This is a genomic window from Streptomyces sp. NPDC043812, from assembly GCF_056436245.1.
This window is the reverse complement of the sequence record NZ_JBWKCY010000012.1, coordinates 122,807-147,928: the sequence shown is the minus strand read 5'-3', so window position 1 is coordinate 147,928 and position 25,122 is coordinate 122,807. Positions and strand designations below refer to the sequence as shown.

The window sequence follows — 25,122 nt, the reverse complement described above, 5'->3', positions numbered from 1 at the left end:
GGGAGGACGGTGCCGAGACCGGGGACGGGGGTTTTGAGAGCGCTCTCAATGAGGTTTGTAGAGGGAGACGACGGCCCCGTCAATGGCTACCGGCAGTTCACTTCCTGGCGCCGGCCGACGGTTGGCTGCTGAACGGCTGCTCAGCAGCCAGACGCTCCCCGCGCCGGCCCACCCGTCCTGGCTCGGACGTCCCGGCTCAGGCGTCCAATGCCGCCAACTCCGGTGCGCTCAACGTCAGTTCATCCGCTCTCGCCGAGTCCCTGATGGTCTGCGGGCGGCTCGCGCCGGGAATCGGCACGACCGTGGGCGACGCGGCGAGAAGCCATGCGAGCGCCACCTGTTGAGGGCTCACGCCACGCTCCCGCGCCACATCGTGGAAGGCGGCGCAGGCGGTGGGTGTGGTGGCCGCCCCGGTCGGCACCGGGCCGTCCAGCGAGCTGCGCGAGATGCCGCCGAGCGGGCTCCACGGCAGAAACGCCAGTCCCAGCTCGGCGCACAGTCGCAGCTCCGGTGCGCTGTCGCGGACCTCGGGCGAGTAGCGGTTCTGCACGGACACCAGCCGGTCGCCCAGGATCTCCCGGGCCAGCAGGATCTGTGTGGTGTCCGCGTTGGAGATCCCGGCATGCCGGATCGTGCCCTCGTCCAGCAGCTCCGCGAGCGCACCGACCGACTCCGCGTACGGAACGACCGGGTCGGGCTTGTGCAGTTGGTACAGCCCGATCGCGTCGCCGCCCAAGCGCGCCAGCGAGGCGCGGGCGGCCTGCTTCAGCCGCCGGGGACGGCCGTCGACGGTCCAGCCGCCGTCGGCGCTGCGCCCGCGGCCTCCCTTGGTGGCGACGAGCACGGCATCCCGGTCCCCGCCGTACGCGGCCAGTGCGCGCGCGACGAGCAACTCGCCGTGGCCCGGCTCCCCACCGGGCACGTAGTAGGAGTCCGCGGTGTCGATCAGTGTCACGCCCGCGTCGAGCGCCGCGTGGACGGTGGCGACTGCCCGGCGCTCGTCCGGGTGCCCCTCGATCGACAGCGGCATCGCGCCGAAACCGATCGGCCCGACCCGCATGTCGCCGAGCATCCGGTAGCCGCTCACCGGCCCTCCCCGCCGGCGCCGAGGGTCTCGGCGACGGCGTCCGCCAGCCAGTCCGGCGCCCGGCCGAAGCCGAAGCCCAGTCGCACGGCGCGGCTGTTGTCCATGGCGTACGAGCGGGCGAACGAGAACGGTGAGACCTCGCCGACCTCCACCGCGCTGAATTCCGTCTGCCCGCCGGTCACGCGCTCGACGGCCGCGCAGATTTCTTCGGTGGTGAGCGTGCCGTGGGAGTTCGCGTTCACCGGCCCAGTGAATTCCGATCCCGCCGCCCAGAAAAGGAAATCGGCAATCTCCTCCACGTGGATGTAGGCCGCCGGACGGTTGCGCGCCGGGACGCGGATCGGCCGCCCGTCGGCGATCCGTTGCGCGTAATGACCGATCCGGCCGGTGAAGTCGTCGTCCCCGCCGAGCACATGGGCGACCCGGACGGACACGAACGGCAGGGCTCCGGCACCCGAGAGGACGGCCTCGGCCTGACGCTTGCCCTCGCCGTAGTGGGAGTCGCGATAGCCGGCGTCGTCCCAGGGGGCGTCCAGGTCCACCTGCACGGTGAGCGGGTCGATCGCCTCCTCGCGGACCGGCGTGGCCGAGTCCTCGTACTCGTACACCTCGACGGTGGAGGTCATCACATACCGCTTCGTCCGGCCACCGAAGACCCGGCGTGCGATGTCCGCCTGGCGCGGCGTGTAGCAGACCTGGTCGATGACGACGTCGAAGTCGAGGTCGCCGACGGCAGTCCGGAGGGATTCCTCGTCGTCCCGGTCGGCGAGGAGATGACGCACACCTTCGGGCGGCGCGGACGAACCGCGATTGATGACGGTCACGCGGTCCCCGGAATGCAGCAGCCGCGATATCAGCCGCTTTCCGAAATAGCGGTTCCCCCCGATGACGCATACGTCCCGCATGTTCTCCCACTCTCCGCTCGGCAGGGCAATTCCCTTTGCCCTGACCAGTGTTATGTTTGGCGGCCACGTTCTGAAGGGGGAAACATGGGAGATCCGGTCGTTGCGCCGAAAGAACCACGACATCTGCGGTCCGCCGCCAACGATTCGTCGGCGACCGGCTTCGACGCCGTCGACCGCCACATCCTGGAGGTCCTCCAGTCGGACGGCCGCATCAAGCTCAGCGAGCTCGGCCGCCGGGTGCGGCTGAGCCCGGCGGCGGTCACCGAACGGGTCCGCAGGCTGGAGGCCGCCGGGGCGATCACCGGCTACGGGGCGCATGTCTCACCCGCCCGGCTCGGCTACGGCATTCAGGCCTTCATCCGCGTCGACCCGCACGCCGGATACAACTTCAAGCACCCGAGAACGCTGGAGCTGCTGCAGCGCCCCGAGATCGTCGAGGCCCACCATGTCGTCGGCGAGGACTGCTGGATCCTCAAGGTCGCGGTGACCGACACCGTCCACCTGGAAGCGGTGCTCGACCAGGTCTCCGCGCTGGGCCGTACGACGACGTCGATCGTGCTCACCTCCCCGCTGGAACGGAAGCCGCTGTTGCCGCACCAGGACTGAGTGCTCGGCTTCAACCGTTCCCGTTCCCGTCCCCGGCCCCTTCCCCGTTTCCGTCCTCGCTCCGTGCCCTTGCCTTGACGTCGGCGTCAAGGATTACGGTCGGCACCATGAGAATCGGCGAGCTCGCGGAGCGGGCGGGGACCACCACGCGCACGCTGCGCTACTACGAGTCGCGCGGGCTCCTGCCCGCGCGGCGCGGGGTGAACGGCTACCGCGCCTACGACGAGGACGACCTGCGGCTCCTCCAGCAGATCCGGACACTGCAGGACTTCGGCTTCGACCTCGAGGAGACCCGGCCGTTCGTCGAATGCCTGCGCGCAGGCCATCCGGCGGGCGACTCCTGCCCCGCGTCGCTCGCCGTCTACCGGGCCAAGATCGGCGAGCTCGACGCGCTCATCGAACAGTTGCAGTCGGTGCGTGCGCAGGTCGGCGCGCAACTGCTGCGCGCCGAGGCCGAACTGCCGGACGGCCCGGACCCCACGTGCGAATTCGGAGGCTGACGATGATCAAGGCAGCAGGTGTTGCCACGGTGACGGACACGGACTTCACCGCACAGGTGCTGGGCGCGGACCGCCCGGTCCTGGTGGAGTTCACCGCGGACTGGTGCGGCCCGTGCCGTCAGCTCGCACCGGTCCTGAGCGCGGTCGCCGCCGAAGAGGCCGAGCGGCTGAAGGTCGTGCAGATCGACGCGGACACCAATCCGGAGACGGTGTCCCGGTACGGGGTGCTGTCCATGCCCACGCTGATGGTGTTCCAGCAGGGAGAGCCGGTGCGGTCCATGGTGGGCGCCCGGCCCAAGCGCAAGCTGCTCCAGGAGCTGGAGGACGTGCTCGCCTAGGCCCTGTCCGGGCCCGGCCCCTGTCCGGGCCTCCGCTTCGGCCGGTCTCAGACCAGCCGGCGGATCTCTCCGCGCACGCGGTAGAAGCCGGACTGCGCGGGGTGCAGCGCCTCGACGACGTATCGGGCGCCCACCTCGCGTATCCCGCGCGGGAACTGCACGTTCCACGACGGGTCGAAGCCGTCGGAGACGACGTGCACCCGCAGCTTGCCGCCCATCTGGACGCACTCCACCACGATGCCGCCGGCCGGTGGCGCCGAGACCGTCTCCACCGCCATGAGCGAGGCCGCGGGCGTGTAGGTCGGCAGGGCGGCAGCGGATTTCACATCCCTCGCCACGGGGACCGTGCCCTGCTGCGCGGCCGCCACCGCGGACTCGCTTGCGTCCATGCACACCAGCGAGCCGTCTGTGGTGACCATGTACAGCTTCTCGTCGCAGTACTGCATGGACAGGGCCGAGCCCCCGCCCGTGCGGAGCTTCCACAGACGGGTGCCGTCGGTGTCGAAGCAGTACACCGACGACGACGAGTCACCGGCGAAGACATGGCGCCCGTCCGGTGAGGTCGCGCACGAGTACACCGCGGTGTCGCAGCGGTACGTCGCCTCGACCGCGCCCGTCGCCTTCGAGAGCCGCTGCACGACGTTGCGCGCCGTGCCTGCGTACACCGACTCGTCCTCCTGCCACCCGAAGAGCACCGAGCCCGTCGTCGGTGTGTGCCACAACTCCCCGCTGCCGCCCGGCGCGTACGCCGTGACGCCCTTCTGGTGGCCGTGGTAGACCGCACGGTCGTCCGCCCGCACCATCCATGCCTGGCCGCCGGCCGACTTCCGTGCCCACTGGTACTCGTCCTCGTGGTCGATGACCGTCAGGCCGCCGTCCGCGTCGGACACGTTGAGCACGCCCTCGCGGATGTCGAGCCAGAAGATGTCGACGTCCGCCGCGATGTCGTACGCGGCGAACGGCAGCTTGGACGAGAGGTCGTACACCTTGCCGTCGTCGCAGCCCGCGTAGATCCAGAAGTCGTCCGCCACGAGGCACTTGACGCCGTCGGGCAGGGAATACCGCGCCAGGACCTCTCCGCCGTGACTGAGGGTGAACACGTCGCCCGCCTGGTTGCCCACCCAGCAGCGGTCCTCGTCGATGTGGATGCCGAAGGCGGCGGAGCCGGTCCGGAACCGCCACAGGACCGGTGCGGTGGAGCGGGCCGTGGACGGCGCCGAGGTCACCTGGCGACGCGTCACCGGCCGGGCGGCGCGCTGCCCCTGGACGGCCGGGGCATACCCCTTGCGCACCTTCTCGCCGATCTTCCTTGCCGCCGCGGCCTGCGCCTTGTCGGCCGTGGGGAACGACGAGGTCTGCAACTGCCCGCCCGCGCCGATGCGTCCGTAGCGCACCGAGACGACCGTCCCCTCCACGGTCACCTCGTAGAACTTGTGCGCGCCGCCGTCGTCCTGCGACAGCTCCAGATACGTCTTCGTCCGCGACACGGGCAGACCCCTCCCCAGGACCGAACGGGCGGCCGTTTCCCGCCCGTTCCCACTGCAGAGAACGCTACGGGCTGCCACTGACAACGGGCCCGGCCGCCGGCGCGAGGGTGAGGCGGACCTGGTGCCGGGCGACGTTGACGGAAGCGACCCGGACATCGACCGGGTCGCCGACGCGCAGCTCACGGCCGTTCAGATCGTCGTTGTGGAGGAGGCCCTCGACACCGTCCGCCACCCGGACGAACACCCCGAACGGCGCTTCCTTGGTCACCGGGCAGTCCCGCACGACGTCGCCCATCCGTGTGCGGGCGAGCTCCCGCATCGGGTCGGGGTGGAGATCCTTGAGCGACAGCGAGATCCGGTCACGGCCGCTGCGGTCCTCCAGATCGACGCCCAGGACGGTGAAGGCGAGCTCCTGACCCTCGTGGATCACCTCGGAAGGAGCGTCGATGTGCCTCCAGGACACCTCGGGAATGTTCATCATGGCTTCCACGCCGCCCAGTTCCACGAAGGTGACGCCGAAGCTCGCGATGACGGAGACGACACCCGTCACCACATCGCCCCGTTCGAGTCCGCGCAGGAACGCCTGCCGCTCCTCACCGCGCAGGGCCAGCGCCTCGCGGACGTCCCTGTACGCCGCCTCCGTCAGCAGCCGGCGCCATGCCGTGAACAGCCGCAGCAGCGCGCCGCCGTGCTCGGCCCTGACCTTCTCGTTCACCAGGGCCACATCGAGTTCGTTCGCGGCCGTGAGCTCCGCGAAGTCCCGCAGCCGTCCGGGCTCCGGTGTGAACACGCGGCCCGTGAACCGGTCCCGAAAGCGTGCGTCCTCCCGTGCCAGGCTCCCGTACGAGGCCTTGCGGTCGCAGCTCGCGTAGAAGTGCACGAGCTCCTCGGCCTCGGCACCGATCGCCGCGGCCAGTTCGCCTCGCCGCTGCAGCGGGAGCAGCGACTCGGCGAAGCCGTCCGTCCCGTAGAAGGCGTGGCACAGGCCGGCGAGCTGCAGATCGACCCCGGCACCCCAGTCGGCGAGCCGTTGCCGTACGCGCTCCAGATGCGCGAGCAGCGTGCCGCCGGGGTGTGGCATGTGCTGAGCGCCGTGAGCCATCAGCAGCGCCGTCGCCCGTGCCGCCGCCGTATCGGACGTCCCCTCCACGCGAGCCCCTCGTGACGTGTCCCCGGCACAGAGAAATACCCCGCACCGAATTGACGGCCGGGGTATTTCTCTGCGTATATTAAGTGTTTCCGACTTCACCGGAAACCGTGCGTGAGAAGACGCGCGGATAAGTTCAATAAACGCACTCTACCGCGTCAGGAGCTGAATTGTCAACCGAGGAATTGCGGCGGGAACAGCAATTCGTCTCCCTACTCCATGAGCGGCTCGACCAGCTCAGGGCGGAGGCGGAATCCGCCATGCGCGGTGCGGTCGCCCAGGTCGGGACCGGTCTGCAGGCGCGCGTCGAGCGGGATATCGGAGTCATCGAGCACTCCGCGACCCTTGCCGCACTGAATGCCGCAGACTCCGGGCTGTGTTTCGGGCGAATCGACAGCCGTGACGGAGTGACGCACCACATCGGACGGACCGGAATCCGCAGGGACGACGCCGAACGCACACCGATGCTGATCGACTGGCGCGCTCCGGTCGCGCGGCCGTTCTATCTCGCGACCGGATACGAACCGATGGGGCTGCGCCGGCGGCGCCACATCACCACAGAGGGGCGCATCGTCACCGCGCTCCACGACGAGATCATGGATCTCGCCGACACCACCCGCACCGGGTACGAGTCGCACGACGCCGACGAGGTCCTGCTCGCCGCGCTGAACAGCGCCCGCACCGGGCGGATGGGCGACATCGTGTCGACCATCCAGGCCGAGCAGGACCGCATCATCCGCGCCCCCCAGCGCGGAGTGCTCGTCGTCGAGGGCGGGCCGGGCACCGGGAAGACCGCCGTCGCCCTGCACCGGGCGGCGTATCTGCTGTACGCGTACCGGGAGCAGCTCGCCAAGCGTGCCGTGCTCGTCGTCGGGCCCAACCCGGCCTTCCTCGGCTACATCGGCGAGGTCCTGCCCTCGCTCGGCGAGACGGGCGTGCTGCTCGCCACGGTCGGCGAACTGTTCCCCGGTGTGCACGCCACAGGCACCGACAGCCCGGACGCCGCGGCCGTCAAGGGCCGGGCACGGATGGCCGACGCACTGGCCGAGGCCGTGTACGACCGGCAGCAGGTGCCCGACAAGGACGAACCGCTCGTCGTGCCGCACGACGACGGCGACCTCGTCATCGACTGGGGCATGGCGATCGAGGCGCGGCACAAGGCGCGCGAGACCGGACTGCCCCACAACCTCGCGCGGCCGCACTTCGTGTTCCGGATCATCGACGACCTGACCACTCAGCTCGCGGACCGCATCGGTGCCGATCCGTACGGCGGACCCAACTTCCTCGGCCCCGACGACATCGCCCAGCTCGGCAAGGCCATCGCCGCGAGCGCCGATGTGCACGAGGCCATCGCGACGCTGTGGCCTCCGCTCACCCCGCAGCAGCTCCTCGCGGACTACCTCGCCGGCCCCACCCATCTGCCCGAGGAGGAGGCCGGGTTGATCCGGCGGGCCGACGGGCCGTGGACCGCCGCCGACGTGGCGCTGCTCGACGAGGTCGCCGAGCTCCTCGGCGAGGACGACTCCGCCGCCCTCGCCGCCGCCGAGGCCGAGCGCTCCCGGCGGATCGCCTACGCGCAGGGTGTGCTCGACGTCTCGTACGCCTCCCGCACCTACGAGTTCGAGGACAAGGACGACGAGGATTCCGAGGTGCTCGCCGCGCACGACATCATCGACGCCGAGCGCATGGCCGACCGCCATGACGAGACCGACCACCGCAGTGCCGCCGAACGCGCCGCGGAGGACCGGACCTGGGCGTTCGGGCACATCATCGTGGACGAGGCGCAGGAGCTGTCCGCGATGGCCTGGCGGATGCTGATGCGCCGCTGCCCGACCCGTTCCATGACGCTGGTCGGCGACCCGGCCCAGACCGGCGACGCCGCGGGCTGCGGATCGTGGCAGGAGATCCTTCAGCCGTACGTCGGCGACCGCTACGAACACACTCGGCTCGGCGTCAACTACCGCACGCCCGCCGAGATCATGGAGCTCGCGGCCGAGGTCCGACGCAGTCAGGACCCGGCGTTCGAGCCGCCGCGCTCCGTGCGGTCGACCGGCGTCGAACCGTGGGAGACGGCTGTCGCCCCCGAGGAACTCGCACGCACCGTGGCCGAACGCGTCGCCGAGGCACCGCACGAGGGACGGCTCGCGGTGATCGCACCCGCGGCGCTGCACACCGAACTCGCCGCCGGCCTGCCGGACGTGACGGCGGGCGGCAAGCCCGACCTCACCCGGCCTGTGGTGCTCCTCGATCCCATGGCGGCGAAGGGGCTGGAGTTCGACACCGTGATCGTGGTCGAGCCGGAGCGGATCCGCTCCGGCTCGGCGCACGGGGTCAACGACCTCTATGTGGCCTACACCCGCGCCACACAGCGGCTGGGTGTGGTGCGCACCAAGCGGTGACCGGGTGGCGGGGCCACGGTTGCCGTGGCCCCGCCGGCCCTCGGGTCAGGCCGGGCGCAGCCAGATCGTCGCCAGCGGCGGCAACGTCAGCGCCACGGACGTCCGGTGGCCGTGGGACTCCACCGGCTCCGGCTTCAGCGGATCCGCGTTGCCCACCCCCGAGCCGCCGAAGCGCTGCTCGTCCGTGTTCAGCACCTCCGCCCAGACGGGCACCGATCCCGGCACCCCGAGCCGGAAGTCGTGCCGCACCACCGGCGAGAAGTTGCTCACCGCGAGGAGCGGCGCGCCGTCCGCGTCGAAGCGCAGGAACGCGAAGACGTTGTCCTCGGCCGCGCCGCCGTCCACCCAGGAGAAGCCCTCGGGGACGGTGTCGCGCTGCCACAGCGCCGGAGTGTCGCCGTACACCGCGTTCAGCTCGCGGACCAGGTCCCGCACACCGCGGTGGTCGGGCTCCGCCTCGTACGAGGGATCCAGCAGCCACCAGTCGGGCCCATGGCCTTCGGACCACTCCGCGCCCTGCGCGAACTCCTGCCCCATGAAGAGCAGTTGCTTGCCGGGGTGCGCCCACATGAAGCCCAGGTACGCGCGGTGGTTGGCACGCTGCTGCCACCAGTCGCCCGGCATCTTGCTCACCAGCGACCGCTTGCCGTGCACCACTTCGTCGTGCGAGATCGGCAGCACGTAGTTCTCGCTGTATGCGTACACCATCGAGAACGTCATCTCGTTGTGGTGGAACCTGCGGTGCACCGGCTCGTGCTCCACATAGCCGAGCGAGTCGTGCATCCAGCCCATGTTCCACTTCAGACCGAAACCGAGACCGCCGAATCCGCCGTGGCCCACATGGTGGGTCGCCCGCGTGACACCGTCCCAGGCCGTGGACTCCTCGGCGATCGTGACCACGCCGGGGCAGCGGCGGTAGACCGTCGCGTTCATCTCCTGCAGGAAGGCGACCGTGTCCAGGTTCTCCCGGCCGCCGTGCTCGTTCGGTGACCATTCGCCGTGCTCGCGCGAGTAGTCGAGATAGAGCATCGAGGCGACGGCGTCCACGCGCAGCCCGTCGATGTGGAACTCCTGGCACCAGTACACGGCGTTGGCGACCAGGAAGTTGCGCACCTCCGTGCGTCCGTAGTCGAACTCGAGCGTGCCCCAGTCCGGGTGCGCCGCCCGCGCCGGATCGCTGTGTTCGTACAGTGGCCGGCCGTCGAACTCCGCCAGCGCCCAGTCGTCCCGCGGGAAGTGCGCGGGCACCCAGTCGACCAGCACACCGATGCCGGCCCGGTGCAGGCTGTCCACGAGATACCGGAAGTCGTCGGGGGTGCCCATACGGGAGGTCGGTGCGTAGAAGCCGGTGACCTGGTAACCCCAGGAGCCGCCGAAGGGGTGCTCGGCGACCGGCATGAACTCCACGTGGGTGAAGCCCAGATCCCGGACGTACTGGGGCAGTTGTACAGCTAGCTGTCGGTACGTCAGCCCCGGCCGCCAGGAGGCGAGATGCACCTCGTAGACGGAGAACGGCGCCTCGTGGACCGGCCGGTCGCCCCGGTGCGCCATCCACTCCTCGTCCTGCCACACATGGTGCGACTCGGTGACGATCGAGGCGTTCGCCGGGGGCACCTCGGTCCGGCGGGCCATCGGGTCCGCCCGCTGGGTGTGCGAGCCGTCGGGGCGTGTGATCTCGAACTTGTACAGCGCCCCCTCGGCGACACCGGGCAGGAACAGCTCCCACACGCCGGTCCCGCCCAGCGAACGCATCGGATGACCGGTGCCGTCCCAGAAGTTGAAGTCGCCCACGACCCGCACGCCGCGGGCGTTGGGAGCCCAGACCGTGAACCGCGTGCCGGTGACCCCCTGGTGGGTCATCGGCTGCGCGCCGAGCGCCTTCCACAGCTCCTCGTGCCGTCCCTCGCCGATGAGATGCAGATCGAGGTCGCCCACCGCGGGCAGGAAGCGGTACGGGTCGTCGGCCTCGAACGGCTCGTCATGGCCCTCGTAGGAGACCAGGAGCCGGTAGTCGGGGACGGTGCTCTGGGGCAGCACACCGGAGAAGAGCCCGTCGCCGTCGTCGTCCAGCTCGGCGCGCAGGCCCTTGGCGACGACGGTCACGGACAGGGCGTGCGGGCGCAGGACACGCAGCTGGATGCCGCCGCGGACGGAGTGGGCGCCGAGGAGCGCGTGCGGGTCGTGGTGATTGCCGGACAGCAGTCGGCCGCGGTCGTCGTCCCCGAGCGGTTTGGCCACGCGCACGCCACCGCTGCGCGGCCGGGGAGCTGCGGCACGGCCGCCGGACCGCGCCCCGGCCGCTCCGGCGGGCGCCTTGCCCGCGGTGCCCCGGCCTCCTGGACCGTCTCCCGTGCCCGGTGCCGCCTCGGGCCCACGGCCCCTGCCCCGCCCGGGGCGCGCAGCGGATCCCTCGGGACCCGCACCGCCCGGGGTCCGAGCCGCGCCGGAGCGCCCGGATCCGCCTGTCCCGGTGCCTGTGCCCGGCTCACCCCCGGGCGTGGCCGTCCAGCCTGTGGTGGCGCGGCGCCGCCCCGGTCCCGTCACGGATTCGGCCGCGGTGAGGATGGGGTGCCCGGCGGTGGACTCCGAGGCGTCGGCCTTGCGGGCCGCGGTGACGCGTGCCGCTGCCGGTCCGTCGGCCACGGGAGTGGTGTCGGCCACCGTCGGCTCGTCGGCCGGGGTGGCCGGGGCGGTGGCGTCGGGCTCCTCGGAGACGGCCGGCACGCGCCGGGCCGCCGGTGCCGCGTCCGCCTCGCCGCCGGCGGACCCTCGCCCGGATGCGGGACGGCCCTTGCCCGCACCGGTCTTCGTCTTTCCGCCCGTGCCGCCACCGGCGGCGGCCTCGCGTGCTCTGCCGCGCCCGGCCTTGGACGCGGACGCCTTCTTCGCCGGGGAACCGGTGCCGGACACCGTTTCGGCCGTCGGCGCTGCGGCCGGGTCGGCCGCGTCGGCCGGGTCGGGTACCGAGGTTCGCCCGGTGGGCGCGGGCGCCGCGTCCGTGGAGGTCGGGGGAGTGGGGTCGGAGTTGCGGGAGGAGCGGCGGGCGGTCACGAGGTCGGCCTCCTGGGCACGTGTGAGGGGCGGCGGTGGGTAGGGGTGTCCTGTGGATCAGGCCGGGCTCGCGTGCCCTGGCACGCGCCGCCACAGCCTTCCGCGTGGGCGGGACCCCCACCCCCGTAGCCCTTCGGGCTCGGGAGCCGGCCCCACGCAGCGTTGTCGTCGGTCGGCATGGCTCCGCCTTGCGATCGCACGCGCCGGACCCCACGCACTGATCCGGCCTGATCCACAGGACACCCCCTAGTCGAGCGTCGCGAGGCGGTCGATCGCGGCCATGGGCACCGGCAGCCAGTCCGGCCGGTGCCTGGCCTCGTAGACCACCTCGTAGACGGCCTTGTCGGTCTCGTACGCACGGAGCAGTTCGGGCTCCTCGCGCGGGTCGGTGCCGCCGGCCTCCGCGTAGCCCGTGCAGTAGGCGTCTCGGCAGGTCTCGGCCCAGGCGGGGTTCCACGGACGGTGCGTACGTGCCGCGTAGTCGAACGAGCGGAGCATTCCCGCCACGTCCCGCACCGCGGGCTGCGGTCTGCAGCGTTCGGTGAGCGGCCTGGCCGGTTCGCCCTCGAAGTCGATGACGGACCACGGTGTGTTCACGGGGCCGCGCAGTATCTGGCCGAGATGCAGGTCGCCGTGCACCCGCTGCGCGGCCCAGATCCGTCCGCGCCGGCCGAGTACCGCGACCGCCTCGAAGGCCGTCCGCAGCCGTGGGGCGTACGGCACCAGAGCGGGTACGGCCCGTGCGGCGGCCTCCAGCCGCTGGGTCATCGCGGCGGCCAGCCGCTCGGTCTGCGCACCGCTCAGCTTCACCGTCGGCAGGGCGTCGGCAAGCGCGGTGTGCACCTCCGCGGTCACCCGGCCGAGTTCGCCGGCCTCGGCACGGAACGAGCGTCCGCCGGCCAGTGCCTCCAACGCGAGCACCCAGCCGTCGCGCGAGCCGGGCAGGAAGGGCTGCAGCACGCCGAGGGTGAAAGGTTCCGGCGTGGCCGATTCGTACCAGGCGACGGGGACGGGGACGCGGTCGCACCCGGCGCGGGCGAGCGCCAGCGGCAGTTCCAGGTCGGGGTTGTGGCCCGGGTGGAGGCGACGGAAGAGCTTGAGGATGTACGCATCGCCGTAGACGAGCGAGGAGTTGGACTGCTCGGCGTCCAGCACCCGTGCCGCGGGCCGCCCGGAGATGGCGGGCGCCGCGTCGTACCGCTGGAAGCGCAGCGGCCCCAGCGTCCCGGGTGTGCGCAGCCGCTCCAGCAGCAGCGCCGCGAGGCGAGGGTCGTGGGTGCCCTCGTAGACGGTGCGTCCCGCCAGCGGGCCGTCGGTGAGGTGTCCGATGAGCGCGGGGGCGAGCGGGGCCGGCAGGGTTTCCCTTACGCCGAGGAGCAGTTGATAGCAGTCGGCGGAGCCTTGCTGTTCGACCCGTACGAGCAGATGCAGCAGCCCCGGCCCCGGTCCTCGCACGGGAAGCAGTTCCGTCGCCGACACCGGCGAGAAGCCGGTGACCGGGGTTCCCTTGCCCGCGAACCAGCGCTGCCGGGGCAGCCATTGGTGCAGCAGGGGGGCGAGCGAGGGAAGCAGGGCGAGCGAAGTCCGGGTGGATGCAGCCTCCGACATGGGCATCGCGTCCTTTCCCCGGGTACACCACGAATGCGCAAAGTGTCCCGGATTACAGCTGTGGCTGTCCGGCGGCGCGCGGGGGTGAGGGGGAGAGTGCCCGATGCGGGGCGGCAGAAACCGCCCCGCCGGTGCAGGGGTCGCCTTTCGGACCCCTGCCGCATCCCCCTCGGAGACCGTCAGGCCGTCGTGGCGCCCGTGGTCGTCACCGGTGCGGTGTCCTTCCGCAGCCGGAACCAGTAGAAGCCGTGGCCCGCGAGCGTCAGGAGGTACGGCCACTGGCCGATGGCCGGGAACCGCACACCGCCGATCAGTTCCACGGGGTGGCGGCCGCTGAAGGTCCGCAGATCGAGCTCGGTGGGCTGTGCGAACCGCGAGAAGTTGTGCACGCAGAGCACCAGATCGTCCTTGTACTCGCGCAGAAACGCCAGCACGGCCGGGTTGGACGACGGCAGCTCCGTGTAGGAGCCGAGCCCGAAGGCGGGATTCTGCTTGCGGATCTCGATCATCCGCCGGGTCCAGTGCAGCAGTGACGACGGCGACGACATGGACGCCTCGACGTTGGTGACCTGGTAGCCGTAGACCGGGTCCATGATGGTGGGCAGATACAGTCGGCCCGGGTCGCACGAGGAGAAGCCGGCGTTGCGGTCCGGCGTCCACTGCATCGGGGTGCGCACCGCGTCCCGGTCACCGAGCCAGATGTTGTCGCCCATGCCGATCTCGTCGCCGTAGTAGAGGATCGGCGAGCCGGGCAGGGAGAGCAGCAGCGCGGTGAACAGCTCGATCTGGTTGCGGTCGTTGTCCAGCAGAGGGGCGAGCCGCCGGCGGATGCCGATGTTGGCCCGCATCCGTGGGTCCTTGGCGTACTCCGCGTACATGTAGTCGCGCTCTTCGTCCGTGACCATCTCGAGGGTGAGCTCGTCATGGTTGCGCAGGAAGATGCCCCACTGGCAGTTCTGCGGGATCGACGGTGTCTTGGCCAGGATTTCCGAGACCGGGTAGCGGGACTCGCGCCGCACCGCCATGAAGATCCGTGGCATCACCGGGAAGTGGAACGCCATGTGGCATTCGTCGCCCCCCGCGCTGTAGTCGCCGAAGTAGTCGACGACGTCTTCCGGCCACTGGTTGGCCTCGGCGAGCAGCACGGTGTCCGGGTAGTGCGCGTCGATCTCCTTGCGCACCCGCTTGAGAAAGCCGTGGGTGCGCGGGAGATTCTCGCAGTTGGTGCCCTCCTCCTGGTACAGGTAGGGCACGGCGTCGAGCCGGAATCCGTCGATGCCGAGGTCCAGCCAGAAGCGCAGCGCGGAGACGATCTCCTCCTGCACGGCCGGGTTCTCGTAGTTGAGGTCGGGCTGGTGCGAGAAGAAGCGGTGCCAGTAGTACTGCTTTCGTACCGGGTCGAACGTCCAGTTCGACGACTCGGTGTCGACGAAGATGATGCGCGCGTCCTGGTACTGCTTGTCGTCGTCGGCCCAGACGTAGTAGTCGCCGTAGGGGCCGTCGGGGTTGGTGCGCGACTCCTGGAACCACGGGTGCTGGTCGCTCGTGTGGTTCACGACGAAGTCGATGATGACGCGCATGCCGCGCTGGTGCGCGGCGTCGACGAACTCCACGAAGTCGGCCAGATCGCCGAACTCGGGCAGCACCGAGGTGTAGTCGGCGACGTCGTAACCACCGTCCCGTAGAGGGGACTTGAAGAACGGCGGCAGCCACAGGCAGTCCACGCCCAGCCACTGCAGATAGTCCAGCTTGGCGGTGATGCCCTTGAGGTCACCGACGCCGTCGCCGTTGCTGTCCTGGAAGGAACGGACCAGGACCTCGTAGAAGACGGCCCGCTTGAACCAGTCGGGGTCGCGGTCGCGCGCGGGGGTGTCCTCGAACTTGTCGGGGACGGGCTCATTGACGATCATGATGTGGGTGACCCTCCGGTCTGCGGGGACGGTCGCAGGACGACGATGTGCGCGGGCGTGGTGCCCGGCTCGAGGCGCACATAGTTGGCCCTGCCCCAGTGATAGGTCTCGCCGGTGAGCTCGTCGCGCACCGGTACGGTCTCGTGTTCTTCGAACCCGAGTCGCGGCATGTCCAACGAGACCGTGGCCTCCTGGGTGTGGTGGGGGTCGAGGTTGGCGACGACGAGGACGACGTCCTGCCCCGAGCGCTTGGAGTAGGCGATGACCGCGTCGTTGTCGGCGTGGTGGAAGTGGACGTCGCGCAACTGCTGGAGCGCGGGGTGGCGGCGCCTGATCCGGTTCAGCCTGGTGATCAGCGGGGCGATCGTGCGGCCTTCGCGTTCTGCGGATTCCCAGTCGCGGGGCCGGAGTTGGTACTTCTCCGAGCTGCGGTACTCCTCGCTGCCGACGCGCAGCGGCACGTTCTCGCACAGCTCGAAACCGGCGTACACGCCCCATGACGGGGACATCGTCGCGGCCAGCACCGCCCGCACCTCGAACGCAGGCCGGCCGCCCTCCTGGAGGTAGGCGTGCAGGATGTCGGGGGTGTTCACGAAGAAGTTCGGCCGCATGTACGAGGCGGCGTCGCCGGAGAGTTCGGTGACGTACTCGGTCAGCTCGTGCTTGGTGTTGCGCCAGGTGAAGTAGGTGTACGACTGCTGGAAGCCGACCGCCGCGAGGGTGTGCATCATGGCCGGCCTCGTGAACGCCTCGGCCAGGAAGAGGACATCCGGGTCCGTCCCGTTGATCTCGGCGATCACCTTCTCCCAGAAGAGCACGGGCTTGGTGTGCGGATTGTCGACACGGAAGATGCGCACCCCCCTGTCCATCCAGAAACGCAGCACCCGCACCGTCTCGCCGACCAGGCCAGGCATGTCCGTGTCGAAGGCGATCGGATAGATGTCCTGGTACTTCTTCGGCGGGTTCTCCGCATAGGCGATCGAGCCGTCCGCACGGTGGTGGAACCATTCCGGGTGCTCCTTCACCCAGGGGTGGTCGGGCGAGCACTGGAGCGCGAAGTCCAGCGCGATCTCCATACGCAGCGAGCGGGCGGCGGTCACGAAATGGTCGAAGTCCGTGAACGTGCCGAGGTCGGGATGGAGGGCGTCGTGGCCGCCCTCGGCGGAACCGATCGCCCAGGGCACGCCGACGTCGTACGGGCCGGGGGTCAGGGAATTGTCGGGGCCCTTGCGATGGGTGGTGCCGATGGGGTGGACGGGCGGCAGGTACACCACGTCGAAACCCATCGCCGCAATGGCCGGAAGTCGCTCCGCCGCGGTGCGGAAGGTGCCGGAGACCGGAGGCTCGCCCTCCGTCACCACGGCGCCCTCGGAGCGCGGGAACATCTCGTACCAGGAGCCGTACAGCGCCCTTCGGCGCTCGACCCGCAGCGGCAGCGGCGGCGAGGCGCTGACCAGCTCGCGCAGCGGATGCCGGGCGAGGGCCGCGGCGGCATCGGCCGCGAGGGCCGCGGAAAGCCGCCCGGATGCCGGGCGCGCCGTGTCGCGCAGCGCGTCGGCGACCGCGAGCACGGCCTCTCGGCCGTCCTTCTTCGGGACCCCGGCGGCTGCACGTTCGTACAGCTCAGCGCCCTCCGCCAGCACCAGTTCGGTGTCGATGCCCGCGGGGATCTTGATCTGCGCGTGGTGCCGCCAGGTGGCGACCGGATCGCTCCACGCCTCGACCGTGTAGGTCCAGTCGCCCTCGGCGTCCGGGGTGACGAAAGCACCCCAACGGTCGGAGCCCGGGGCGAGTTCCGCCATCGGGGTGAAGGGAGACGGGCGGCCCGACGGATCGTGCAGTACGACATTGGCCGCGACCGCGTCATGGCCTTCGCGGAAGACCGTGGCGGTGACCTGGAAGGTCTCACCCGCCACAGCCTTCGCTGGCCTTTTGCCGCAGTCGACGAGCGGGCGGACGTCCAGGACGGGAATGCGACCAATCAGCGAGTTCACTACATCACCTGAGGGCTGTTCGGGCAGGTCGGGTTGATCACGTAGGTGGGGATTGCGCAGTGTGTGTCTTCTTTGTAACTGCTCAGTCGGTGCCTGGCCGGGTGCGGGCATGTCGGCTCCTGTCCGCGTTCACTCGGGTGGACGGAAAGGATGCGGGGAGAGGGTGTGCTCGCTTGCGTACCGGATGAGCCTTCCCACGCCGCTCCGGTGGGCAATCCGGCTATGTGTTAACTACTAGGACGTAGGGGGCTGCACAAGACACACGAAAAAGGACCGGCCCCGTCACGTGGACGGAACCGGTCCTCTCTGCCGCGTTCTGTATACGGAAACCTCTGACGGGCTCTCAGGCCTGCCCGGTGGACTCCGCCGGCCTGCCCGAGGCTTCTCAGGCGGGCTCGGCAGACTCCGCGGTGCGGCTCGACCACATCTGCCACGGCCGGCGGGTGACCCACTCCTCCACCGGCGACGGCGCCAGCGAGAGGGTGCGCGCGGCCTCACCGCCGTCGTCCGCCATCAGCTCCGGCCCGAACCCGCTCGCCATGAAGTGGTAGATGCCCGCCACCCCCGCCGCCGTCTCCGGGCCCAGGATCTGCGCGAGGCTCTGCTCGAAGGCATGCGGCTCCAGCGCCGTGTAACGCACGCTGCGCCCGAGTCCGCGGCCGAACGCCGCCGCCAGTTCGGAGCCCGTCAGGCTCCGCGCGCCCCCGATGTCGAACGTGCGCCCCCCGATGTCCTCCGTGGTGAGCGCCGCGGCCACGGCCCGCGCCAGATCGCGGTGCGAGATCCAGGCAGTGGGAGCGTCGGCGGGCAGCGGATAGGCCAGTACGCCCTCGTTCACCAGCGCCGGGCCGTTCCACGGGCTGAAGAGGTTGTCCAGGTACACCGGCGGGCGCACCACCACCAGCTCCACACCGCTCTCGGCAAGGCTCTCGCGCAGCACGGTCTCCACCAGCCGGCGGGTCTCGAACGCGGCGAGATTCGTGGTCCGCTCCGGGACACGGGTGTTGGCGTTGTAGACGATCCTGTGGACCCTGCTGTCCCGCGCCGCCTTCGCGATGTGCTGGGCGTAGCGCATGACCTTCTCCGCCTCGTACACCAGCGGCATCGTCACGGCGGCATGCGTCGCGCCCTCGAAGAGCTGTCGCACGTCCTCCTGTCGCCCGAGGTCTCCGCTCGCGACGGAGACACCGGGCAGCTTCGGGCGGTCGGCCTCGGGCTTGCGGCTGAGGGTGCGCACCCGGTGGCCCCGCCCGGCCAGCAGACGGGCCGTCGCGCCGCCCTGGAAACCGGTCGCCCCAACGACGGCCACGCGCATCGGAATGTGATCGGACATGTCTGTGAATTGGCCCTTCGATAGGGTGTGACTGCTGCCGCGAACGGCTACTCCAGGCTCGCGGCGGCGACTTCGGCCGATCAATTAAAAAAGCGGGGCGGGGGTTGAAGGATCGTCCAATGGAGCGACCACTGGAACCGACCCAGAGCGAACGCGACGACCTCCTGAGCGAGCTGCTGAAACCGCTGCGCCTCACCGGGGTCTTCGACAGTCGTTGGCACGTCCGGGCCCCCTGGGCCATCGAGGGGGACGCGGAACAGAGCTGCGCCGTACTGCACTTCATCACCGAGGGCGGCTGCTGGATCACCGGTGAGGACCAGACGCCGATCGAACTGCACGCGGGGGACCTCGCACTGTTCCCCACCGGCGCCGCGCACCGGCTCGCCGACCGGCCGAACCGCAGGGGCGTCTCGCTCGCCGCCGTACTGCCCGAACGGCAGCCCGGCACCTCCGGCGAGATCCGCATCGAGGGGGAGGGCCCCGTCAGCCGGCTGCTGTGCGCCGGGCTGCACTACGACGCGAGCGCGGCGACCGGTCTGTACAAGGCGCTGCCGTGGGCGCTGGTGCTCGACCGCTCCCAGGTCGACCAGGAGCCGCTGCTGCGCGACACGTTGAGACTGCTGGCGACGACGGACCGGCCCGTCGGCCCGGGGGACCGGCTGATCACCCTGCGCGCGTTCGAGATGGCGCTCGTCCTCGCCCTGCGTCCGCTGCTGCGCGAACTGGCCGACACCCCGTCCGCGCTGCCCGTCCTCGGGCATCCCGGCATCAGTAAGGCGATGGTCGTCATCGCGACCCGGTTCGCCGAGCCGTGGACCATCGAATCGCTCGCCCGCGAGGTCGGCATGTCCCGTTCCGCCTTCACCGCCGCCTTCCGGGAACTGGTCGGCGAGGCGCCCGCCCGCCACCTGACAGGGCGCCGGATGCAGGAGGCGGCGCGGCTGCTCGGCGAGACCTGTCTGCCGCAGTCCGCGGTGCCGGAACGGGTCGGTTACCAGAGCGCGGTCGGCTTCCACCTCGCCTTTCGCAAGTGGTACGGCATGACGCCCGGCGAATACCGCACCAAGGGCGCCTCAGCTGCATGACTGGCGGGTTATTAAGGACCGCTGGACGGTCGTTCATTGCCCGGCGTCCTCGACGGGATACAGGCTCGGCTGAAACCAGTGGTGTCCGGTTCGTTCGTTCGGTTCGAGGAGAGACGTTGACCAGGTCCGGCCATGAGTACCTCGCATCGCTGAGGGACGGGCGCGAGGTATGGCTCGACGGCGAACGCGTCGCCGACATCACCCGTCACAAGGCCTTCCGCAACACCGCGGCATCCGTCGCCCGGCTCTACGACCTGGCGCACGACTCCGAGCACTCCGCCGAACTCACCGTGGACGGGGCGCACCGGGCGTTCGCGGTGCCGCGCTCGTACGAGGACCTGGTCGCGCGGCGCCGCGCGTACAAGCTGTGGGCCGAGTCGAGCTTCGGTTTCCTCGGCCGCACACCGGACTGCATGGCGAGCGGGGCGGCCGGATTCGCGGCGGTGCCACAGCTGTTCACGACGGACGCCTTCGACGGCGCTGACCATGCCCATGCTCTCCACCGCAGGCTCGCCGAGGGCGACCTCTATGCGACGTTCACCCTCACCAATCCGCAGATCGACCGCACCAGGCCGGCGTCCGAGCAGGAGGAGGACGACCTGGTGGTGCGGGTCGTCGCCGAGAAGGACGGCGGCGTCGTCGTGCGAGGCGCCAAGATGATCGGCACGGCCGCCGTGTTCGGCAACGAGGTGATCGTCGGCACCATCGAGCCGCTGGCGCCCCAGGACGTCGATCACGCCCTGTGCTTCTCGATCCCTGTCGACACCCCCGGTCTGAAGTTCCTCTCGCGCACCTCGTACGAGGGGCAGGCGCGCAGTGTCTTCGACAATCCGCTCTCCTCGCGCTTCGACGAGAACGACGCACTGCTCGTGTGCGACGACGTGTTCGTGCCGTGGGAGCGGATGCTGACGTACCGCAACACCGACGCGACGTTCCGGATGTGGTGGGGGACCCCGGCGTACGTGAACTTCGTGCACCAGGCCGCCACGCGCTTCTGGACCAAGCTGGAGTTCCTGACCGGGATGGCGATCCTGCTCACCAAAGCCAACAACACCTTCCAACTGCCCCCGGTCACCCAGGCGATCGGCCGCCTCATGGGCAGGGTCGCGCAGGCGAAGGCGTTCGTGCTGGCGGCCGAGGCCTCGTACGAGGAGGTCGACGAAGGCCGCGGGGGCGTGATGCCCGGCAAGGACATCTCCTTCGCCCAGCGGATCATGGCGGGTGAGCTGTACCCGGCGGCGGTCCAGGAGATCAAGCTGCTCGCGGGCGGCGGCGTCATCCAGCTCCCGGCGTCCGGGGCCGACCTGCTCCACCCGGAGCTCGGCCCCCTGGTCAAGCAGTACATCCGCTCCCCCGGCCACCCCGCCGAGGACCGCGTCAAACTGCTCAAGCTGGCGTGGGACGCGCTGGGTTCGGAGTTCGCGTCCCGCCACGAGCAGTACGAGCGCTTCTACCACGGCGCACCGCACGTCTATCTGATGCAGCAGGTGTGGGAGGGCGACACCGACAGCTGCGAGTCGCTGGCGCGGGAGTGCCTGTCGAGCTACGGGTTGTCCGAGGAGACCGTGCAGCGGTGACCCCCGACGACGCGACGACCACCCCGTTCCCGGCCGCGCCCGGCCGTCCGACCGCCGGGGGGCGGCCGGACGGTCCACCGGCCGCCGGCGCACACCTCGCGCTCATGGTGCTCGCCGCGACGCAGCTGCTGCTCATCATGGACACCGCCATCATCAACGTCGCCCTGCCGTCCGTCGGCGACGACCTCGGGTCCGGGTCCGCGGGACTGTCGTGGGTGGCCAACGCCTACCTCATCACCTTCGGAGGACTGCTGCTGCTCGGCGGGCGCACCGCCGACCTGCTCGGACACCGGCGGCTGTATCTCGGGGGGCTCGGGCTGCTCGCCGCCGCCTCCGCCGCGGGCGGTGTCGCGGACACCGCCGGGCAGTTGATCGCCGCGCGCGCCGTGCAGGGCGTCGGTGCCGCACTCGCCGCGGCCGCCGCCTTCGCGCTGCTGCTCACCCTCTTCCCCGACGGACCCGGCCGCCACAAGGCACTCGGCGTGTTCGCCGCGATGGGCGGGCTCGGCGGGGTGCTCGGCACCGTGCTCGGAGGCGTACTGACCGATCTGCTCGGCTGGCGCTCCACGTTCTGGCTCAACGTGCTCGTCGCCCTCGTGCTCGGCATCGCCGCCCTGCGGCTGCTCGCCCCCGGAGCGCGCGGCCGTGAGCCCGGGTTCGACCTCGCCGGCGCCCTCACCGCCACCGGCGGTCTCGGTCTGCTCGCCTACGCACTCGTCGGAGCCGGCGACGCCGGCTGGACCAGCGCCAGGACGGCCGTGTCGGCGACCGCGGGCCTTGCGCTGCTCGTGGTGTTCGCCGTGCTGGAGCGCCGCATCGCCCGCCCCCTCGTGCCGCCCGCCGTGCTGCGCAGGCCTGCCCTGCGACTCGCGAACATCCTCAGTGCGCTGGCCCAGATGGCGCTGTTCCCGATGTTCTTCCTGGTCAGTCTGTATCTGCAGCGCGTGCTCGGACAGTCCCCGCTCACCGGCGGACTCGGTCTGCTCCCCCTGTCGCTCGTCGTCGTGGCCGTCGCCCCGGCGACCGGCCGGCTCATCGGCCGGCTCGGACTGCGGCCCACCATGACGCTCGGCTTCTCGCTGCTGTTCGCCGGGACCGTCTGGCTCGCGCTGGCACTCGCCGCCGACGGCACATTCGCCACGACCGTCCTCGCCCCCAGCCTCATGCTCGGCGTCGCCCTGCCGCTCGTCATGGTCACCACCAACGTGGCCGCCACCGCGGAGGCCTCGTCCGCGGAGACGGGCCTGGCCTCCGGACTCGTCAACACCAGCCAGCAGTTCGGCTCGGTCCTGGGCCTCGCGGTCCTGGTCGCCGTCGCCACCGCCGGCACCACGACCGTGGGCGACGCCGCGGCCGAGACCGCGGGCTTCAGGTCCGCCCTTCTGGCCGGTGCCGGCTTCGCCGCACTGGCCGCCCTGCTCTCCAACCGGCTGCGGCTGCCCGCGCCCGCCATGGCGCCGCCACGCCAGGACCGGGTCGGCGGCGCCGTGGAGTGACCACGGGGCGGGCCGGTGCCCGACGGCACCCTGCGCACCAGGTGCACATGCCCGCCCCCATCCCACCAGTGAACCGATTCCGTCCGAGGGGGACATTCCGTTGACCCTGTACGACCTTGTCGCGCCCGGTCTCGACGTGCTTGGCGAACCGCGTTACCGGATAGCGGAGATACGTGCGGCGGACCCGCTCGGCGCGGACGCGCTCCTCGCCGCGCTGCCCGCGATGAACGCGGCGGCGGACGTGCCCGCGCTCACCGTGGCGCTGCGCACCCTGGTGCCCGACGCCGACCGGGCCGCCTCGCTCGGCATCGTCGACGCGCTGGCGGCGATGCGTGACCTCGGCATCGTCCTCGGCTCGCTGAAACGTCACGGCACCGAGCCCGTGGCCGCCGTGCCCGAGGTGCTGCCCGTGCTGGAGGAGCTCGGCAGGCGCACCGACATGGTGCCGCGCGACACCGTGCACCACTACACGACCTGGAACCCGCTGGGAAAGCGGCAGCGGATGTACACGGGCGACCCGATGGAGGGCAACCTCCAGGACGCCGTCCGCATGGTCTTCCCGAGCCTCGTCGCCTCGCTCGACACCTGCGCGGAACTCGCCCGGCTCGAACCCTACGATCCGCGCTTCGCACGCGCCCTCGACCGCACCGCCGAGCACGTGCAGGCCATGGTGGAATCCATCGACTTCACCGTCGCCCATGTGTCCCCCGTCTTCTTCGCCCGCGAAATGCGCTCCTACTTCGAGGAGATCGACGTCGCCGGCCGTGACTACCTCGGCCCGGCCGCCGCCCAGGTCCCGCTCTGGCTCATCGATCTGACGCTGTGGCAGTGCGACCGCAGCAACGCCCGCTACGACGCGTTCCTCGAGGACTCCGTCCAGTACAGCCTGCCGTCCTGGCGCGCCCACTACGCGGCCCACAAGGGCGGCGTCTCGGCCGTCTCCAAGCTCTCCGCGGCCCTCAGCTGGGAGGGCGCCCACAAGGTGCCCGCCCCGCTCGCCGCGTCCGCGGTCGCCCTCGCCCGTGTGCTGCGCACCCTCAAGACCTTCCGCGCCCGGCACATCACCATCGCCCGCAAGGCATACAGCGAGGAAGTACGTCTCTACGACGTCGGCAGCGGCGGCGCCCCCGTCGAACTCCTGCGCTCCGTACTCGATCTGACCCGGGACAACGAGACCCTCGTGCGCCACTCGGTGGATCGGCCGCCCGCCGCCGCCCACTGACCGCCGAAGGAGAGCCCAGGAACGTTCGAGGAGACCCTCCCCATGACCCACATCATGATCGCCGGCGGTGGCATCGCCGGTCTCACCGCGGCACTCGCCCTGCACACGGCAGGGTTCGAGCGGATCACGGTCGTCGAGGCCGCCCGGGAGATCCGGCCGGTCGGCGCGGGCCTGAACATCATGCCGAACGCGGTACGCGAACTCGATGCGCTCGGCGTGCTCGACGCGCTGGAGCGGCGAGCCGTACGCACCCGGGAACTGCGCTACTACCACCGCAGTGGCGGGCTCATCTCCCGCGATCTGCGCGGACTCGGCGCCGGGTACCACTGGCCGCAACTGTCCGTCCACCGCGGCGACCTCCAGTGCGTCCTCGCCGAGGCAGTGCGGGCCAGGCTCGGCGCGTCCGCGTTGCTCAGCGGCGTCCGGGTCACGGGCGTGGAGCAGCTCGCCGGCACCCGCCCCCGCATTACGCTGGAATACCGCGACGGTGTCCACCGCGGCCGGGCGTCGCTGGAACCCGATGTGCTCATCGGCGCCGACGGCATCCGCTCCGCCGTGCGGGCGGCGCTCAACCCCGCCGAGGGCGAGCCGCCGTGGAACGGGCTGCTCGTCTGGCGGGGTGTCTCCTGCATGCCGTCGGACAGGGCCGGCGACTTCATGTTCATCGCCGGCGACGACCGGCGCAGGGCGGTCGTCTACCCGATCTCGATGCCCGCCGCCGGTGGTGGCGTCCTCGTCAACTGGGCTGTGGCCGCCCCTGCGGAATCGGCCGCCGCCACGTACCGCGGCGACTGGAACCGGGCCGTGCCCGTCGACACGTTCGCGCACCACTTCGAGGGCTGGGAGTTCGACGGCGTGAGCGTCCCCGAGGTGCTGCGCGCCGCCGATGCCGCCTACGAGTACCCGATGGTGGACCGCGAGCCGCTGCCCGTCTGGTCACGGGGGCGCACGACGCTGATCGGGGACGCGGCACACGCGATGTACCCGGTCGGCTCCAACGGCGCCACGCAGTCGGTCGTCGACGGGCGCGCGCTCGCCCACGCGATGGCGAGCCACCGCGATCCCGTCACCGCGCTCGCGGCCTACGAGGCCGACCGCCGGCCGGCCATGACCGAATTGCAGCAGTCCAACCGGCAGCTCGGTCCCGAGGCCGTCATCACGCTGGCCCACCAGCGCGCGCCCGGTGGTTTCACGCACATCCACGACGTGATCCCGGCGGCCGAGCTCGCGGGCATCGCGGCCCGGTACGCGGCAACGGGGGCGTTCGACCCGGGCAGCGTGAACCAGGGCTCCCCGTACGGCGCCACCCTGCCCAAACGGTCCTAGGACTTGTCCGGCGGACCAGGGCGGGCCCGCAACAGCGGCCGCGGCGCCCGG

18 protein-coding genes are annotated in these 25,122 nt (G+C 70.9%); 9 read left to right on the top strand and 9 right to left on the bottom strand.

Annotated elements, in window-relative coordinates:
• Positions 1–196: 196 nt before the first annotated feature.
• Positions 197–1,072, bottom strand: a complete 876-nt coding sequence (locus tag AC067Z_RS19425; protein ID WP_478790860.1) for an aldo/keto reductase — start codon at positions 1,070–1,072, stop codon at positions 197–199.
• Positions 1,073–1,083: 11 nt separating this feature from the next.
• Positions 1,084–1,992, bottom strand: a complete 909-nt coding sequence (locus AC067Z_RS19420; RefSeq protein ID WP_478790766.1) for an NAD-dependent epimerase/dehydratase family protein — start codon at positions 1,990–1,992, stop codon at positions 1,084–1,086.
• An 84-nt stretch (positions 1,993–2,076) separates the two neighbouring features.
• Between AC067Z_RS19420 and AC067Z_RS19415 the strand changes: the two genes are divergently transcribed.
• The 3 genes from AC067Z_RS19415 to trxA all read left to right on the top strand — a co-directional run bounded on the left by AC067Z_RS19415 (position 2,077) and on the right by trxA (position 3,436).
• Complete coding sequence (locus AC067Z_RS19415; RefSeq protein ID WP_478790765.1) at positions 2,077–2,598, top strand: Lrp/AsnC family transcriptional regulator; 522 nt, start codon at positions 2,077–2,079, stop codon at positions 2,596–2,598.
• Positions 2,599–2,705: 107 nt separating this feature from the next.
• Positions 2,706–3,098 carry a MerR family transcriptional regulator gene (locus tag AC067Z_RS19410; RefSeq protein WP_478790764.1) on the top strand — a complete coding sequence of 131 codons (393 nt, stop codon included), beginning with the start codon at positions 2,706–2,708 and terminating at the stop codon, positions 3,096–3,098.
• A gap of 2 nt (positions 3,099–3,100) precedes the next feature.
• A complete protein-coding gene (gene trxA / locus AC067Z_RS19405; protein WP_478790763.1) occupies positions 3,101–3,436 on the top strand; it encodes a thioredoxin in 336 nt (111 codons plus the stop codon).
• A gap of 47 nt (positions 3,437–3,483) precedes the next feature.
• On the opposite strand, the gene AC067Z_RS19400 is transcribed toward trxA, so the two are convergent.
• Positions 3,484–4,923: a WGR domain-containing protein gene (locus AC067Z_RS19400; RefSeq protein WP_478790762.1), complete on the bottom strand. Its 1,440-nt coding sequence runs from the start codon at positions 4,921–4,923 to the stop codon at positions 3,484–3,486.
• A 64-nt stretch (positions 4,924–4,987) separates the two neighbouring features.
• Positions 4,988–6,073, bottom strand: a complete 1,086-nt coding sequence (locus tag AC067Z_RS19395; RefSeq protein ID WP_478790761.1) for a DUF6817 domain-containing protein — start codon at positions 6,071–6,073, stop codon at positions 4,988–4,990.
• Positions 6,074–6,240: 167 nt separating this feature from the next.
• On the opposite strand from AC067Z_RS19395, the gene AC067Z_RS19390 reads away from it, so the two are divergent.
• Positions 6,241–8,469, top strand: coding sequence for a HelD family protein (locus tag AC067Z_RS19390; protein WP_478790760.1), 2,229 nt, complete (start codon positions 6,241–6,243; stop codon positions 8,467–8,469).
• 45 nt (positions 8,470–8,514) lie between these two features.
• Here the strand turns inward: AC067Z_RS19390 and glgB are convergent, their stop codons facing one another.
• The 5 genes from glgB to AC067Z_RS19365 all read right to left on the bottom strand — a co-directional run bounded on the left by glgB (position 8,515) and on the right by AC067Z_RS19365 (position 18,365).
• On the bottom strand, positions 8,515–11,520 hold the full coding sequence (gene glgB, locus AC067Z_RS19385) for a 1,4-alpha-glucan branching enzyme (RefSeq protein ID WP_478790759.1): 3,006 nt from the start codon (positions 11,518–11,520) through the stop codon (positions 8,515–8,517).
• A 246-nt stretch (positions 11,521–11,766) separates the two neighbouring features.
• The gene (locus AC067Z_RS19380; RefSeq protein ID WP_478790758.1) at positions 11,767–13,128 is read right to left on the bottom strand and encodes a maltokinase N-terminal cap-like domain-containing protein; all 1,362 of its coding nucleotides are present in this window, start codon (positions 13,126–13,128) and stop codon (positions 11,767–11,769) included.
• Between the two features lie 179 nt (positions 13,129–13,307).
• Positions 13,308–15,038, bottom strand: coding sequence for a maltose alpha-D-glucosyltransferase (gene treS / locus AC067Z_RS19375; protein ID WP_478790757.1), 1,731 nt, complete (start codon positions 15,036–15,038; stop codon positions 13,308–13,310).
• A complete protein-coding gene (locus AC067Z_RS19370; protein ID WP_478790859.1) occupies positions 15,035–17,023 on the bottom strand; it encodes an alpha-1,4-glucan--maltose-1-phosphate maltosyltransferase in 1,989 nt (662 codons plus the stop codon). Before AC067Z_RS19370 ends, treS begins: the two co-directional genes overlap by 4 nt.
• Before the next feature lie 394 nt (positions 17,024–17,417).
• A complete protein-coding gene (locus tag AC067Z_RS19365) occupies positions 17,418–18,365 on the bottom strand; it encodes an SDR family oxidoreductase (RefSeq protein WP_478790756.1) in 948 nt (315 codons plus the stop codon).
• A gap of 119 nt (positions 18,366–18,484) precedes the next feature.
• Here AC067Z_RS19365 and AC067Z_RS19360 point away from each other — a divergent pair, with 119 nt between their 5' ends.
• From AC067Z_RS19360 to AC067Z_RS19340, 5 genes are all read left to right on the top strand, one after another.
• Positions 18,485–19,450 (top strand): AraC family transcriptional regulator, encoded by a 966-nt coding sequence (locus AC067Z_RS19360; protein WP_478790755.1) that lies wholly within the window; start codon positions 18,485–18,487, stop codon positions 19,448–19,450.
• Between the two features lie 116 nt (positions 19,451–19,566).
• On the top strand, positions 19,567–21,027 hold the full coding sequence (locus AC067Z_RS19355) for a 4-hydroxyphenylacetate 3-hydroxylase family protein (protein WP_478790754.1): 1,461 nt from the start codon (positions 19,567–19,569) through the stop codon (positions 21,025–21,027).
• Positions 21,024–22,523 carry an MFS transporter gene (locus AC067Z_RS19350; RefSeq protein WP_478790753.1) on the top strand — a complete coding sequence of 500 codons (1,500 nt, stop codon included), beginning with the start codon at positions 21,024–21,026 and terminating at the stop codon, positions 22,521–22,523. Before AC067Z_RS19355 ends, AC067Z_RS19350 begins: the two co-directional genes overlap by 4 nt.
• 100 nt (positions 22,524–22,623) lie before the next feature.
• A complete protein-coding gene (locus AC067Z_RS19345; RefSeq protein WP_478790752.1) occupies positions 22,624–23,745 on the top strand; it encodes a monodechloroaminopyrrolnitrin synthase PrnB family protein in 1,122 nt (373 codons plus the stop codon).
• Between the two features lie 42 nt (positions 23,746–23,787).
• Positions 23,788–25,071: a flavin-dependent oxidoreductase gene (locus tag AC067Z_RS19340; RefSeq protein WP_478790751.1), complete on the top strand. Its 1,284-nt coding sequence runs from the start codon at positions 23,788–23,790 to the stop codon at positions 25,069–25,071.
• The last annotated feature ends 51 nt before the right edge of the window (positions 25,072–25,122 follow it).

Coding starts and splice junctions, on each gene's coding strand:
- AC067Z_RS19425 (WP_478790860.1), bottom strand. CDS start 1,072: ATGCTCGGCGACATGCGGGTCGGGCCGATCGGTTTCGGCGCGATGCCG.
- AC067Z_RS19420 (WP_478790766.1), bottom strand. CDS start 1,992: ATGCGGGACGTATGCGTCATCGGGGGGAACCGCTATTTCGGAAAGCGG.
- AC067Z_RS19415 (WP_478790765.1), top strand. CDS start 2,077: ATGGGAGATCCGGTCGTTGCGCCGAAAGAACCACGACATCTGCGGTCC.
- AC067Z_RS19410 (WP_478790764.1), top strand. CDS start 2,706: ATGAGAATCGGCGAGCTCGCGGAGCGGGCGGGGACCACCACGCGCACG.
- trxA (WP_478790763.1), top strand. CDS start 3,101: ATGATCAAGGCAGCAGGTGTTGCCACGGTGACGGACACGGACTTCACC.
- AC067Z_RS19380 (WP_478790758.1), bottom strand. CDS start 13,128: ATGTCGGAGGCTGCATCCACCCGGACTTCGCTCGCCCTGCTTCCCTCG.
- treS (WP_478790757.1), bottom strand. CDS start 15,038: ATGATCGTCAATGAGCCCGTCCCCGACAAGTTCGAGGACACCCCCGCG.
- AC067Z_RS19365 (WP_478790756.1), bottom strand. CDS start 18,365: ATGTCCGATCACATTCCGATGCGCGTGGCCGTCGTTGGGGCGACCGGT.
- AC067Z_RS19360 (WP_478790755.1), top strand. CDS start 18,485: ATGGAGCGACCACTGGAACCGACCCAGAGCGAACGCGACGACCTCCTG.
- AC067Z_RS19340 (WP_478790751.1), top strand. CDS start 23,788: ATGACCCACATCATGATCGCCGGCGGTGGCATCGCCGGTCTCACCGCG.